The 13577-nt window shown below is 71.3% G+C and carries 16 protein-coding genes; 5 read left to right on the top strand and 11 right to left on the bottom strand.

From position 1 onward, the window contains the following. The first annotated feature begins 84 nt into the window (after positions 1 to 84). Positions 85 to 1923 carry an endonuclease/exonuclease/phosphatase family protein gene (locus ASD33_RS18285; protein ID WP_056561091.1) on the top strand — a complete coding sequence of 613 codons (1839 nt, stop codon included), beginning with the start codon at positions 85 to 87 and terminating at the stop codon, positions 1921 to 1923. Positions 1924 to 1944: 21 nt separating this feature from the next. Here ASD33_RS18285 and ASD33_RS18280 read toward each other — a convergent pair whose 3' ends face one another. Further along, the gene (locus ASD33_RS18280; protein ID WP_056561090.1) at positions 1945 to 2658 is read right to left on the bottom strand and encodes an antibiotic biosynthesis monooxygenase; all 714 of its coding nucleotides are present in this window, start codon (positions 2656 to 2658) and stop codon (positions 1945 to 1947) included. A gap of 112 nt (positions 2659 to 2770) precedes the next feature. Here ASD33_RS18280 and ASD33_RS18275 point away from each other — a divergent pair, with 112 nt between their 5' ends. Next, a complete protein-coding gene (locus ASD33_RS18275; protein ID WP_056561088.1) occupies positions 2771 to 3217 on the top strand; it encodes a GNAT family N-acetyltransferase in 447 nt (148 codons plus the stop codon). A gap of 144 nt (positions 3218 to 3361) precedes the next feature. Then, a complete protein-coding gene (dapA, locus tag ASD33_RS18270; RefSeq protein ID WP_079044833.1) occupies positions 3362 to 4309 on the top strand; it encodes a 4-hydroxy-tetrahydrodipicolinate synthase in 948 nt (315 codons plus the stop codon). Here the strand turns inward: dapA and ASD33_RS18265 are convergent. Next, positions 4288 to 4497: a hypothetical protein gene (locus ASD33_RS18265; protein ID WP_056561083.1), complete on the bottom strand. Its 210-nt coding sequence runs from the start codon at positions 4495 to 4497 to the stop codon at positions 4288 to 4290. The genes dapA and ASD33_RS18265 overlap by 22 nt on opposite strands. A 238-nt stretch (positions 4498 to 4735) precedes the next feature. Here ASD33_RS18265 and ASD33_RS18260 point away from each other — a divergent pair, with 238 nt between their 5' ends. Next, complete coding sequence (locus tag ASD33_RS18260) at positions 4736 to 5995, top strand: PQQ-binding-like beta-propeller repeat protein (RefSeq protein WP_242427024.1); 1260 nt, start codon at positions 4736 to 4738, stop codon at positions 5993 to 5995. A 40-nt stretch (positions 5996 to 6035) separates the two neighbouring features. Here the strand turns inward: ASD33_RS18260 and dapD are convergent, their stop codons facing one another. From dapD to ASD33_RS18245, 3 genes are all read right to left on the bottom strand, one after another. Beyond that, entirely contained in the window at positions 6036 to 7019 is a 984-nt protein-coding gene (gene dapD / locus ASD33_RS18255) for a 2,3,4,5-tetrahydropyridine-2,6-dicarboxylate N-succinyltransferase (protein WP_056561081.1), read from the bottom strand. Between the two features lie 109 nt (positions 7020 to 7128). Next, positions 7129 to 7680 carry a TetR family transcriptional regulator gene (locus tag ASD33_RS18250; protein ID WP_056561079.1) on the bottom strand — a complete coding sequence of 184 codons (552 nt, stop codon included), beginning with the start codon at positions 7678 to 7680 and terminating at the stop codon, positions 7129 to 7131. Further along, positions 7680 to 8000: a multidrug efflux SMR transporter gene (locus ASD33_RS18245; protein ID WP_056561078.1), complete on the bottom strand. Its 321-nt coding sequence runs from the start codon at positions 7998 to 8000 to the stop codon at positions 7680 to 7682. Before ASD33_RS18245 ends, ASD33_RS18250 begins: the two co-directional genes overlap by 1 nt. 41 nt (positions 8001 to 8041) lie before the next feature. Here ASD33_RS18245 and ASD33_RS18240 point away from each other — a divergent pair, with 41 nt between their 5' ends. Next, a complete protein-coding gene (locus ASD33_RS18240) occupies positions 8042 to 9106 on the top strand; it encodes a hypothetical protein (protein ID WP_056561077.1) in 1065 nt (354 codons plus the stop codon). 73 nt (positions 9107 to 9179) lie between these two features. Here the strand turns inward: ASD33_RS18240 and ASD33_RS18235 are convergent, their stop codons facing one another. From ASD33_RS18235 to sufD, 6 genes are read right to left on the bottom strand one after another with little or no spacing between them, the layout of a single operon-like run. Next, positions 9180 to 9518 (bottom strand): metal-sulfur cluster assembly factor, encoded by a 339-nt coding sequence (locus ASD33_RS18235; protein ID WP_017238620.1) that lies wholly within the window; start codon positions 9516 to 9518, stop codon positions 9180 to 9182. Then, the gene (sufU, locus tag ASD33_RS18230) at positions 9515 to 9985 is read right to left on the bottom strand and encodes a Fe-S cluster assembly sulfur transfer protein SufU (protein WP_056561075.1); all 471 of its coding nucleotides are present in this window, start codon (positions 9983 to 9985) and stop codon (positions 9515 to 9517) included. The genes ASD33_RS18235 and sufU overlap by 4 nt, the downstream gene beginning before the upstream one ends. Before the next feature lie 8 nt (positions 9986 to 9993). Continuing rightward, positions 9994 to 11262 (bottom strand): cysteine desulfurase, encoded by a 1269-nt coding sequence (locus tag ASD33_RS18225; RefSeq protein WP_056561072.1) that lies wholly within the window; start codon positions 11260 to 11262, stop codon positions 9994 to 9996. After that, a complete protein-coding gene (sufC, locus tag ASD33_RS18220; RefSeq protein ID WP_046907885.1) occupies positions 11259 to 12023 on the bottom strand; it encodes a Fe-S cluster assembly ATPase SufC in 765 nt (254 codons plus the stop codon). Before sufC ends, ASD33_RS18225 begins: the two co-directional genes overlap by 4 nt. A 7-nt stretch (positions 12024 to 12030) precedes the next feature. Continuing rightward, positions 12031 to 12348 (bottom strand): bifunctional 3-phenylpropionate/cinnamic acid dioxygenase ferredoxin subunit, encoded by a 318-nt coding sequence (locus ASD33_RS18215; RefSeq protein WP_030322524.1) that lies wholly within the window; start codon positions 12346 to 12348, stop codon positions 12031 to 12033. Further along, on the bottom strand, positions 12348 to 13529 hold the full coding sequence (sufD, locus tag ASD33_RS18210) for a Fe-S cluster assembly protein SufD (RefSeq protein ID WP_056561069.1): 1182 nt from the start codon (positions 13527 to 13529) through the stop codon (positions 12348 to 12350). The genes ASD33_RS18215 and sufD overlap by 1 nt, the downstream gene beginning before the upstream one ends. Between the last annotated feature and the right edge of the window lie 48 nt (positions 13530 to 13577).

Below are 13577 nucleotides of genomic sequence, written 5' to 3'. Positions count from 1 at the left end.
CTCTTGACAAGTCCACCGCTCTGCCAAGAGATTGACGCGCGTAGATTCATCTGCCGTTCCTCCAAGCACCCTCGGAGTCCCCTGATGCCTTCCTCCATACCGAGATCCGCCGCCGTTTCCGCCGTGGTCGCCGCCGCCCTCGCCGCCGGCCTGCTGGCCGGTGCGGCGAACGCCGCCGCCGAGGACACCGCCACCGGCACGCGGATCCACGACATCCAGGGCACGACCCGCGTCTCCCCGCTCGTCGGCAAGCAGGTCACGGGCGTCACGGGCATCGTCACCGGCGTCCGCACGTACGGCTCGCGCGGCTTCTGGATCCAGGACCCCGAGGCGGACGCGAACCCGGCGACCAGCGAGGGCGTCTTCGTCTTCACCAGCTCGGTCCCGACGGTCGCCGTCGGCGACGCGGTCAGCCTGAACGGCACGGTCACCGAGTACGTCCCGGGCGGCCTGAACTCGGGCAACCAGTCGCTCACCCAGATCTCGAAGCCGGTCGTGACCGTGCTCTCGAAGGGCAACCCGGTCCCGGCCCCGGTGACGATCTCCGCCTGGTCCGTGCCCGACGCGTACGCCCCCGAGGGCGACGCGGCCGCCGGCGGCTCGATCAACGGCCTGACCCTCGACCCGGAGACGTACGCCCTGGACTACTACGAGTCCCTGGAGGGCACGAACGTCCGCGTCGACTCCTCGCGGATCGTCGGCGCCACCGACGCGTACGCGGAGCTGTGGGTGACGGTGAAGCCCTGGGAGAACCGCAACCTGCGCGGCGGCACGGTCTACGGCTCGTACGAGTCGCAGAACACGGGCCGGCTCCAGATCCAGTCGCTGACCCCGCTCGCCCAGCAGCCCTTCCCCAAGGCGAACGTCGGCGACCGGCTGACCGGCACCACCGAGGGGCCGCTCGACTTCAACCAGTTCGGCGGCTACACGCTGACGGCCCGCACCCTGGGCACGGTCGTCGACGCGGGCCTGGAGCGCGAGACCACGGACAAGCAGCACAAGAACGAGCTGGCCGTGGCCACGTACAACGTGGAGAACCTCGACCCGAGCGACCCGCAGGAGAAGTTCGACGCGCTCGCGAAGGCGGTCGTCGCGAACCTCGCCTCGCCCGACATCCTCGCCCTGGAGGAGATCCAGGACAACACCGGCGCCAAGAACGACGGCACGGTCGCCGCCGACCTGACGGTGAAGAAGTTCACCGACGCGATCGTGGCGGCCGGCGGCCCGGCGTACGAGTGGCGCTCGGTCGACCCGGAGAACAACAAGGACGGCGGCGAGCCCGGCGGCAATATCCGTCAGGTCTTCCTCTTCAACCCCGAGCGGGTCTCCTTCACGGACCGCGCGGGCGGCGACGCGACCACCGCCACCGCCGTGACGGGCACGAAGGGCCGCGCCGCCCTGACCCTCTCCCCCGGCCGGATCGACCCGGCGAACACCGCCTGGGAGAGCAGCCGCAAGCCGCTCGCGGGCGAGTTCGTCTTCCGCGGCCGTACGGTCTTCGTGATCGCCAACCACTTCGGCTCGAAGGGCGGCGACGAGTCCATCGTCTCGCACCACCAGCCGCCGAACCGTTCCTCCGAGGCGAAGCGCCTGCAGCAGGCGCAGGCGGTCAACGCCTTCGTGAAGGACATCGTCGCGGTCGAGAAGCAGGCCGACGTCCTCGTCGTCGGTGACATCAACGACTTCGAGTTCTCCGGCACCACGCAGGCGCTGACCGACGGCGGCGCGCTGTACCCGGCCGTGACGTCGCTGCCGCGCAGCGAGCGCTACTCGTACGTCTACCAGGGCAACAGCCAGGTCCTCGACCAGATCCTGACCAGCCCGGGCGTGCACCACTTCGAGTACGACAGCGTGCACATCAACGCGGAGTTCGCCGACCAGGACAGCGACCACGACCCGCAGGTCCTGCGCTTCCGCCCGTAGTTCCCCCGGCCGGACGTCCGGTCACACGCCCGCGCTCAGGCTGAGCGCGGGCGTGTACCGCCGCACCCGGCTGCCGACGAGCCCGGGGTGACGCAGCACCCGCGTCCACGCCTCGCTCAGCGGGTCGTACTCGGCCTGCCACTCGATGTGGGCCTGCTCGCTCTCCCACTCGGCGAGGTTCAGGACCCGGGTGCCGTCGGTGGAGAGATGGAAGTGCGCGCCGATCCCGCCGCGCGCCGGCCGCTTCCCCTCGTCGTCGGCCATGGCCGTGAACACGGCCTCCACCCAGGCCTCCTGCCGCCCGGCGTCCGGTCCGTCGAAGTCGACCTCGACGACCGCGACGGCCCCCGGCAGCGCCCCGGCGCCCTCCTCGCTGAGCACGGCGGAGCGGGACGGCGGGGCGTAGCGGTGGAGCACCACCCGCTCGATGCCGGGGACGGCCGCGTCGATCTCGGCGTTCCGGTCGTCGCGGTAGGTCCGGACGAAGTCCTCGTACGCCTGCTCGCCGGTCCACTGCGAGTAGTGCATCAGCGTGTCCCCGTCCGTACCGATGTAGACGGTGTACGCGAGCAGCCCCAGGTCCGGCCATTCCCGGCTCTCCCAGGCCGTGCGGATCGCCTCGACGGCGGCGCGCTGGCGCTCGGGGGTGCCGACCCGCCAGGTACTGGCCAGGACGGCGCCGACTCCGGGGCGGTACAGGTCGGGGCGGGCGTCGGGGTGCGCGACGGCGTTCATGGGAAGTCTCCTTCGCTGCGGTGCGGCGTGGTCCGATCGGTTCGGACGGCTCCACCGTCCTCCCTCAACCTTGCTTGAGGTCAAGGGCCCCGCCCGTGCGAGACTTCGCGCCATGATCCTTCGCCCCGCCACCCGCGCCGAACTCCCCGCGGTCCTCGCCCTGCTGGCCGACGAGAACGCGGTCGTCGACCCGGCCTCGGTCGTGGTCACCGAGGCCTACGAGCGGGCCTTCGCGGACATCGCGGCCGACCCGCGCAACGAGATGCTGGTCCTGGTGGACGACGACGGCCTCGTCCTCGGCTGCCTCCAGATCACGTACATCCCGGGCCTCGGCAAGGGTGGCGCCGAGCGGGCCCTGATCGAGGCGGTGAGGATCAGGGCCGACCGGCGCGGCGGCGGCCTCGGCCGGGAGCTGATGGAGCGCGCCGTGACCCGGGCCCGGGAACGCGGCTGCGCGCTGGTCCAGCTGACGAGCGACAAGCGGCGGACGGCGGCCCACCGCTTCTACGCCTCCCTGGGCTTCACCGGCAGCCACGACGGCTTCAAGCTGCCCCTCTGAACCGGTCCCGGCCCCTTCGCGGTCGGTCCGGACGCGACCGCGGTGACGTTCCGCCGGACCGCCGGGACCCTTCAGCGCTCCTTATCCCTCGAACCAAGAAGATCTAAGTGGACCTTCAGCGTCCGGTGCACCCAGACTTCCTGGATGAGCACTGCACGCCCTTTCGGCCGCGCCCTCTGCGCGATGATCACCCCGTTCACCCCCGCCGGCGCGCTCGACCTCGACGAGGCCGGTGAACTGGCCGCCCGGCTCGTCGCCGAGGGCTGCGACGGCCTGGTCCTCAACGGCACCACCGGCGAGTCCCCCACCACCACCGACGCCGAGAAGGCCGAGCTGGTCCGCGCGGTGCGGGCGGCCGTCGGACCGGGCCCCTCGGTCGTCGCGGGCGTCGGCACCGCCGACACCCGGCACACCGCGGAGCTGGCCCGCCGGGCCGAGGAGGCGGGCGCGGACGGGCTGCTCGTGGTCACCCCGTACTACAGCCGCCCGCCGCAGCCGGCCGTGGAGGCGCACTTCCTGAAGGTCGCCGACGCGACCGGACTGCCGGTCATGGTCTACGACATCCCCGGCCGCACCGGCACCCGGGTGGAGCCGGCGACGATGCGGCGGCTCGCCGAACATCCGCGGATCGTGGCGGTCAAGGACTGCGCGTACGACCTGCTCGGCTCGGCTCGGGTGATCGCGGAGACGGGGCTCGCGTACTACTCGGGCTGCGAGGAGCTGAACCTGCCCCTGTACGCGGTGGGCGGCGCCGGGTACGTCAGCACGGTCGCCAATGTGGCCCCCCGTCAGCTCCGCGCCGTCCTCGACGCCTTCGACGCGGGCGACACCGCGGAGGCGGCCCGGCTGAACGCCGCGCTCCTGCCGCTCGCCGAACTCATGATGGCCTCGGGCCTGCCCGGCACGGTGACGGCCAAGGCGCTGCTCGGCGGAGCGGTGCGGGAACCGCTCCAGCCCGCCGACCGGGAGACGGCCGACGGGCTGCGCGCGGTGTACGAGGCGCTGGTCCGCCGCGACCCGGCGGACTCACCGGCCACCGGCGGTCGGGCGCGGTCCCCGCTCCGCGGCGGTCAGGCGGAGTCGCTGGTGTAGGTCCGGCCGAGGACCGCCGCGTGCTCCAGGACGTCCTCCAGGGGGTCGTCGATCTGCCCGGTGGAGATCAGGGAGATGTTCGGCCCGTTGTGCGAGTGACTGTGCGTCTCGTCGGCCGCCGCCGTCCCCGCGGGCAGCAGGACCGCCGCCATCGTGAGCACCCCGGTGACCGTGGGCTTCGTCCTCATGTCGACTCCTCGCCTCGTCCGCTTCTCGGAACCCTGCGCTCCGACCTGTTAACGCGGAGTCACCACTTCGGTTGCCGTGTGACAGGAGTTTCACGACGGTGTCCCCGTTGCGTACCGCCCCGGGGGGAATCGCCGGGCCGCGGCTAGCCTGGGCGCGCCCCGGGCACCGATGACGGCCCGACGGCGTGAACCGGAACGGGAAGTGGGGATCGGACGGATGCGGATACACGGGGGACGCGTGGCCGGAGCACCGGGTGCCGAGGGCGTCGAGGGGCCCGCGCCGTCCCGCAGACGGCTGCTGCGGCTGGCCGGAACCGGAATCGGTCTGGCGGCCCTGGGCGCGGGCGCGTGGGGCTGCGGTCCGGTGGAGGACCCGGCCGCCGCGGGGCCCTCGGCGACCGCGCCGGGGAAGGGCGCCACGCCCGGCGCGGGCGGGGACGCCTTCACCACTCCCCCGCCGGGCACCGCCCCCGGGCCGCTGTGGCAGGAACCGGCCGCCTCCGGCGCGCTGGGCGCCCTGGACGCGCTCGCCGTCGCCGGGGACGTGGTCCTGGTCTCGGGCGACCCGCTGGTCGGCAGGAACGTCGTGACCGGCAAGGTGGTGTGGTCGCGCGAGGGCGTCGCCGTGCCGGGCGCGAAGCTCCTCGTGAGCGGCGGCACGCTGTACCTCGCGAGCGCCGAGTACGACGGGGACGTGGTCGGCCTGGACCCGGCGACGGGCCGGGAGACCTGGCGCAGCCGGCTGGGGAAGCGCTTCTCCCAGCCTCGTACGATCGCCGCCGACGCGCGTCACGTCTATGTCCTCGCGGGCATCCTGGAGAAGGACTTCAGCACCCCGAACAACGTGATCGCGGCCATCGACACCGCCTCCGGGAAGGTGGTGTGGCAGGAGCGGCGCGACGCGGGCACCGAGGAGTACGGCATCACCGCGGCGGTCGTCGGCCGGCACCTCGTGTACACCGACTACCGCGAGAACGTGACGGTCCGTGACACGGCCACCGGCCGGCAGCTGTGGACGAAGAAGATCGGCCGGTCCAACAGCGGCCGGTTCGCGGTCCACGCGGACCTCGCGGTCGTCGCGGACGGGCAGCGGCTGCGGGCCTTCGCCCTGGCGGACGGGAAGGAGCGCTGGTCGCTCGCGACCGAGGAGTTCACCCGCTTCCACGACCCGGCGGTCCTGGACGGGGTGCTCTACGCCGCCGACTCCAGCCATGTCCTGCGCGCGGTCGACCCGGCGAAGGGCAGCACGCTCTGGCGGAACGACGGCCTTCTGGAGGTGGCGTACCCCTGGCAGTTCACCAAGGTCGGCGGGACCCTCTACGCGGCGACGGAGCTGGACGACAAGGGCGGTGTCCTCGCCTTCGACGCCCGCGACGGCAAGCACCGCTGGACGTACAACGACGGCACGGGCTCGCTGGAGAAGTGGTACGTCACCTCCGCGGGGAAGCGTCTGGTCGCCCTCCACGGAAAGCGGCTGACCGCCCTGCCGGCCGTCTGAGACGGGGCGGGGCGGTCAGCGTGCGGCCTCTGCCGGTGGATCAGTTGTGGCTGTGCAGGACGTCGTTCAGTCCGCCCCAGACCGCGTTGTTCGGGCGGGCCTCGACGGTACCGGTGACCGAGTTGCGGCGGAACAGGATGTTCGAGGCGCCGGACAGCTCGCGGGCCTTCACGACCTGGCCGTCGGGCATCGTCACCCGGGTGCCGGCGGTGACGTACAGACCGGCCTCGACGACGCACTCGTCGCCGAGCGCGATGCCGACGCCGGCCTCGGCGCCGATCAGGCAGCGCTCGCCGATCGCGATGACGACGTTGCCGCCGCCGGAGAGGGTGCCCATGGTGGAGGCGCCGCCGCCGATGTCGGAGCCGTCGCCGACGACGACACCGGCGGAGATCCGGCCCTCGACCATGGAGGTGCCGAGGGTTCCGGCGTTGAAGTTGACGAAGCCCTCGTGCATGACGGTGGTGCCGGCGGCGAGGTGGGCGCCGAGGCGGACGCGGTCGGCGTCGGCGATCCGCACACCGGCGGGCGCGACGTAGTCCGTCATGCGGGGGAACTTGTCGATCGAGGTGACCTGGAGGTGCAGGCCCTCGGCGCGGGCGTTGAGCCGCACCTTCTCGATGTCGTCGACGGCGACCGGACCGAGCGAGGTCCAGGCGACGTTGGCGAGGAGGCCGAAGACGCCGTCGAGGGACTGGCCGTGCGGCTTGACCAGGCGGTGGCTGAGCAGGTGCAGCCGCAGGTAGGCGTCGTGGGCGTCGAGCGGCTTCTCGTCGAGCGCGGCGATGACGGTACGGACGGCGACCACCTCGACGCCACGGCGGGCGTCCACGCCGAGGGCCTTGGCGGCGCCCTCGCCGAGGGCGTTCACGGCCTCGTCGGGCGAGAGCCGCTCGGTGCCGGCGGGGCCGGGAGCCTCCGTCAGCTCGGGGGCGGGGAACCAGGTGTCGAGAACGGTGCCGTCGCCGGCGATGGTGGCGAGGCCGGCGGCGACGGCGCCGGTGGTGCGAGGAGCAGTGGTCATGACGGAAAACCTAACCGGCGGGGCCCCGCGCGGGCCAACCGGTCTCAGGTGTCGGTCGAGTCCGTCGGCGGTTCCGACGAGCCCCCGGCGGGCGGTTTCGGCGGTTCCTTCAGGCTCCGGTGTCCAGGATCCGCGCCAGCACGAGCCGTCCGTACTCCTCGTCGTACGCGGTGCCGGTCAGCAGCGACTGGAGGCAGATGCCGTCCATGAGGGCGACCAGGGCGCGCGCGGTGACGGGGTCCGTGCGGTGGGCGAGGACGGTGACGACGGTCTCCGTCCATTCGGCGGCGACCGGGCGGAGCGCGGGGCGGCGCAGCGCGGCGAGGTACAGCTCGTACTCCAGCTCCACCCGGGCGCGGTCGCCGCTCATCCACTCCCCGAGCAGCCGGGCCAGCGCGGCGGCGAGGTCGCCGTCGGGCGCGGCCAGGGCGGGGCTGTCGCGGAGCAGCCGCCCGAAGCCCTCGTTGGCCTTGCGGAGCGCCGCGACGAGGAGTTCGTCGAGGGAGGCGAAGTGGTACGTGGTCGAGCCGAGCGGTACGTCCGCCTCGGCGGCCACCGTGCGGTGGCTGAGCCCGGAGAGGCCGGAGCGTCCGACGACCCGGAGGGCGGCGTCGACGATCCGCTCGCGCCGTTCGGGGTCGTGGCGGCGGGGCCGGGCCATCAGTGGGCGCCGCCGAGGTTGAGGACGGCGACCCCGGCGATGATGAGGACGATCCCGGCGACCTTGGCGAGGTTGAGGGTCTCGCCGAGGAAGAGGATGCCGATGGTGGCGACGGCCGCGGTGCCGATGCCGGACCAGATGGCGTACGCGGTGCCGACCTGGAGGGTCTTGAGCGCCTGGGCGAGGAGCGCGAAGGCGACGAGATAGCCCGCGCCGGTGACGATCGAGGGCCAGAGCCTGGTGAATCCCTCGCTGTACTTCATGGAGGTGGTGGCGAGTATCTCCGCGGCGATGGCGCCCGCGAGCAGTCCGTAACCCATGCGTACGAGCGTACACAACGGGCCCCGCTACGGTGTCCCGCATGACGTATCCTCCAGGGCCGCCGTACGGCTACGGCTACCCGCCTCCGCCCCCGCCGCCCAAGCCCGGCGTGATACCCCTGGCGCCGCTCGGCTTCAGCGCGATCCTGACCGGCGCCTTCGCGACCCTCGGCCGCTACTGGAAGCAGCTGCTCGGTGTGACGGGGGCCGCCTACGGCGGCGCGCTCCTCCTCGTCGGGGCGGCACTCGGCATCGCGTACGCCGCCGTCGGCGATCTCCTCCCCGCCGTGTTCGACCTGCCGGACGGCCAGGACCCCCAGTGGGACGACGCCCGGCCGCTGGTCGTCGCCTTCGTCTGCGTCTGGATCGTCGCCATGGTCGCGATGATCTGCGCGAGCGGCGTGGTGGCGGCGGCCTGCCCGGTCGTGGTCCAGGAAGCGGTCCTCGGCCGGCCCACGACCTTCGGCGCGGTCTGGCGCCGCTCCTGGTCCCGGATGCCGGCCGTCCTGGGCACGGTGATCCTGACAGGCCTGGCCCTGGTGATCCCGATGGCGCTGTTCGTCGCGGCCTTCGTCTGGATGGTCGTGCAGACGCTCCTGGCCGCTGACGAGTCGACGGGCACCCCGGTGACCGGCCTGCTGCTCGTCCCCGTGATCGCCATCGTCGTGGCCCTGCTCATCGCCCCGCTCGCGCTGTGGATCTGGGTGAAGTTCAGCCTGGCCCAGACGGCGGCGGTGATCGAGGGGCAGGGCGCCTTCGCCTCGATGCGCCGCTCCTCGTCCCTGGTCCGCGGCTCGTGGTGGCGCATGTTCGGCTGCCTGCTCGCGGCCGGTCTGATGGCCTCCGTGGTGAGCGGGCTGATCCAGCAGGTGCTCTCGCTGCTGGTCTCGGCCCCGCTCTCGGCCGCCGACTTCTCCGGTGGGGACCGGGGCGCCCTGATCGCCTCCTTCGCGGTCCTCATCGGCTTCCTGGTCATCGGCCAGATGATCACCCAGGCGATCGTCTCGCTCTTCCCGCCGATCGTCACCGGTCTGCTCTACGTCGACCAGCGCATCCGCAAGGAGAACCTGGCCCCGGAGCTGGCCCGGGCGGCGGGTCTGTTCTGAGGCGGGTTCGTTCCGGGAACGTGAGAACGGCCGCGCCCCGGAGGGCACGGCCGTTCTCACGTACGCGTACGGATCAGACGTTGAAGCCGAGCGCGCGCAGCTGCTCGCGGCCGTCGTCCGTGATCTTGTCCGGGCCCCACGGCGGCATCCAGACCCAGTTGATCTTCAGTTCGTTGACGATGCCGTCCGTCGCGGACTTCGCCTGGTCCTCGATCACGTCGGTCAGCGGGCAGGCCGCCGACGTCAGCGTCATGTCCAGCGTCGCGACGTTCGAGTCGTCGATGTGGATGCCGTAGATCAGGCCCAGGTTGACGACGTCGATGCCCAGCTCGGGGTCGACGACGTCGTACAGCGCCTCACGGACTTCTTCCTCGGAGGCCGGCTTCATGGTGGCCTCGGCGTTCTCGGTCATGCCGACTTCCTCACAGACTTCTGGTCGTCCCCGAGCGCCTGGGCGGTCGCGTCCTTCCACGCCATCCAGCTGAGCAGGGCGCACTTCACACGGGCCGGGTACTTCGAGACCCCGGCGAACGCGACGGCGTCCTCCAGGATCTCCTCCATCGCGTCGTCCGGCTCCAGCTGGCCCTTGGACTGCATCAGTTCCAGGAAGGTGCCCTGGATCTTCTGCGCCTCGGCCAGCTCCTTGCCGACGAGCAGCTCGTTGAGCACGGACGCCGAGGCCTGGCTGATGGAGCAGCCCTGGCCCTCGTACGACACGTCCTCGATGCGCGAGCCGTCGTACTTCACGCGGAGCGTGATCTCGTCGCCGCACGTCGGGTTGACGTGGTGCACCTCGGCGTCGCCGTCCCGGAGACCGCGCCCGTGCGGGTGCTTGTAGTGGTCCAGGATGACGTCCTGGTACATCGAATCCAGCTTCACGACATCCCCTAGCCGAAGAAGTTCCGTACGTGCTCCAGACCTGCGACCAGGGCGTCGACCTCGGCCGGGGTGGAGTACAGATAGAACGACGCTCGCGTGGTCGCAGGAATTCCGTAGCGCAGGCAGACCGGTCGCGCGCAGTGGTGGCCGACGCGGACCGCGATGCCCTCCTCGTCGAGGACCTGGCCCACGTCGTGCGGGTGGATGTCACCGAGCGTGAAGGAGATCGCCGCGCCGCGGTCCTCGGCCGTGGTGGGGCCGATGATCCGCAGGTCCGGGACCTCCTGGAGGCGCCGGACGGCGTACTCGGTGATCGCGTGCTCGTGGCGCGCGATGTTCTCCATGCCGATCGCCGACAGGTAGTCCACGGCCGCGCCGAGGCCGACGGCCTGGGCGATCGGGGGCGTACCCGCCTCGAACTTGTGCGGGGCCGGCGCGTACGTCGAGGAGTGCATCGAGACGGTTTCGATCATCTCGCCGCCACCGAGGAACGGGGGCAGGTCCTCCAGGAGTTCCTGCCGTCCCCACAGCACGCCGATGCCGGTCGGACCGCACATCTTGTGGCCGGTGAAGGCCACGAAGTCGGCCTGGAGCGCCTGTACGTCCAGGACCATGTGCGGGGCCGCCTGGGAGGCGTCGATGCAGACGAGCGCACCGACCTCCTGGGCGCGACGGATGATCGTCTCCACCGGGTTGACCGTGCCCAGCAGGTTCGAGACCAGCGTGAACGAGACGATCTTGGTCTTCTCGGTGATGACCTCCTCGATGTTCGAGAGGTCGAGACGGCCGTCGTCGGTGAGGCCGAACCACTTCAGCTTCGCGCCCGTGCGCTGCGAGAGCAGCTGCCACGGCACGATGTTGGAGTGGTGCTCCATCTCCGTGATGGCGATCTCGGTCTCGTGGTCCACGCGGTAGGGCTCGTCGGCCCAGCCCAGCATGTTGGCCACGAGGTTGAGCGACTCGGAGGCGTTCTTGGTGAAGATCACCTCGTCGCGGCTCGGCGCGTTGATGAAGGCCGCGACCTTGTCACGGGCGCCCTCGTACAGCGCCGTCGCCTCCTCGGCGACCGTGTAGACGCCACGGTGCACATTGGCGTTGTGGCGCTCGTAGTACGTGGTGAGCGCGTCGAGGACCTGCCGCGGCTTCTGCGAGGTCGCCGCGGAGTCGAGGTACACGATCTTCTTGCCGTCGTGGACCACGCGATCCAGGAGCGGGAAGTCCTTGCGGATCGCCTCGGTGTCGAGGAGGCCGGAGAGCCCCTGATGGGCAGAAGTCACGCGGACGCGCCACCCTTCACGTACTTGTCGTAGCCCTCGTTCTCCAGCTGGTCGGCGAGCTCGGCGCCGCCGGACTCGACGATGCGGCCGTTCGCGAACACGTGCACGAAGTCGGGCTTGATGTAGCGGAGGATCCGCGTGTAGTGCGTGATCAGCAGGGTGCCGACCTCGCCGGTCTCGCGGACGCGGTTGACGCCCTCGGAGACGATGCGGAGCGCGTCGACGTCGAGGCCCGAGTCGGTCTCGTCGAGGATCGCGATCTTCGGCTTGAGGAGCTCCAGCTGGAGGATCTCGTGGCGCTTCTTCTCACCGCCGGAGAAGCCCTCGTTGACGTTGCGCTCGGCGAAGGCCGGGTCCATCTGGAGCTGCTCCATCGCGGACTTGACCTCCTTCACCCAGGTGCGCAGCTTGGGCGCCTCGCCGCGGACGGCGGTGGCGGAGGTGCGCAGGAAGTTGGAGACCGAGACACCGGGGACCTCGACCGGGTACTGCATGGCGAGGAACACGCCGGCGCGGGCGCGCTCGTCGACCGACATCTCCAGGACGTCCTCACCGTCGAGGGTGACGGTGCCGCCGGTGATCGTGTACTTCGGGTGACCGGCGAGGGAGTAGGCCAGGGTCGACTTGCCGGAGCCGTTGGGGCCCATGACGGCGTGGGTCTCGCCCTGCTTGATGGTCAGGTCGACGCCCTTGAGGATCTCGCGGGGGCCGTTCTCCGCCTCGACGGAGACGTGCAGGTCGTGGATTTCAAGCGTTGCCATGGGTGACTCAGGACTCCTGGGTGACGGAGACGAGCACATCGTCCCCTTCGATCTTTACGGGGTATACGGGGACGGGACGCGTCGCGGGAAGGCCGGAGGGCTTGCCGGTGCGCAGGTCGAAGCTGGAGCCGTGCAGCCAGCACTCGATCGCGCAGTCCTCGACCTCGCCCTCCGAGAGGGAGACGTTCGCGTGCGAGCAGATGTCGTTGATCGCGAACACCTCGCCCTCGGTGTGCACGACCGACACCGGCGTGCCGTCGACCTCGACCCGCTTCGGGGTGTCGGCCTCCAGCTCGCTCAGCGCGCAGACTCGGACGAAGGCCATCAGACGGAGGCCTCCAGCTCGGCCTCGATCTTGGCGAGGAGTCGCTCCTGGACGTCCGGCAGACCGATCTGCTGGACGAGCTCCGCGAAGAAGCCGCGGACGACGAGGCGGCGGGCCTCGGTCTCCGGGATGCCGCGGGACATCAGGTAGAAGAGCTGCTCGTCGTCGAAACGGCCGGTGGCCGAGGCGTGACCGGCGCCGGCGATCTCGCCGGTCTCGATCTCCAGGTTCGGTACGGAGTCGACCCGGGCGCCGTCCGTGAGGACGAGGTTCCGGTTGAGCTCGTACGTGTCGGTGCCCTCGGCGGCGGCCTGGATGAGCACGTCGCCGATCCAGACGGCGTGCGCGTCCTGGCCCTGCAGCGCGCCCTTGTAGGCCACGTTGGACTTGCAGTGCGGGGTGTTGTGGTCGACCAGGAGGCGGTGCTCCTGGTGCTGGCCGGCGTCCGTGAAGTACAGGCCGAACAGCTCCGCCTCGCCGCCGGGGCCGGCGTACGCCACTCGGGGGTGGAGGCGGACGACGTCGCCGCCGAAGGTGACGACGACGGACTTGAAGGAGGCGTCGCGGCCGACCAGGGCGTTGTGCTGGGCGACGTGGACGGCCTTCTCGTCCCAGTCCTGGACGGAGACGACGGTCAGCTTGGCGCCGTCCCCGAGAACGTAGTCGACGTTGGCGGCGAGCACGGCGTCACCGGTGTGGTCCATGACCACGACGGCCTCGGCGAAGGCGCCGAGCTCGATCACCTGGTGGCCGAAGGCGGTGCCGCCCTGGCCCTGCACGGTGATGCGGATCGGCTCCGCGAGGACGGTCTCCTTGGCGACGGTGACGACCGAGGCCTTCTCGAAGGAGGAGTACGCCTGCGCGGCGACGCGGTCGACGGGCGTGCCGGCCTTGCCGAGGCGCTCGTCCTCGCGGCCGACGGTCTCCACGGTGACGCCCTCGGGGGCCTCGATCTCGACCTTGACGCCCTCGCCGGAGGCGACGGCGGTGCCGTCGTGGAGTCCGCGGAGGCGGGCGAGCGGGGTGAACCGCCACTCCTCCTCGCGGCCGTGCGGGACGGGGAAGTCCGCGACGTCGAAGGACGGGGGCGCGCTCATGCGCGTGGCGACGGTGGACTCGGCGGCCACCGCGATCGAGCCCGCGGTGGTCGAGCCCGCGGGGATGTTCTGAGCCTCAGCCATGGCTGTCGTGTTGCTCTCTTCCTGCGTACGTGTGAGTCGGTCGCTGCT

The organism is Streptomyces sp. Root1304, from assembly GCF_001426405.1.
Classification (GTDB): domain Bacteria; phylum Actinomycetota; class Actinomycetes; order Streptomycetales; family Streptomycetaceae; genus Streptomyces.
Note: the sequence above shows the minus strand (reverse complement) of the source record. Positions and strands in the feature narration are given on the sequence as shown.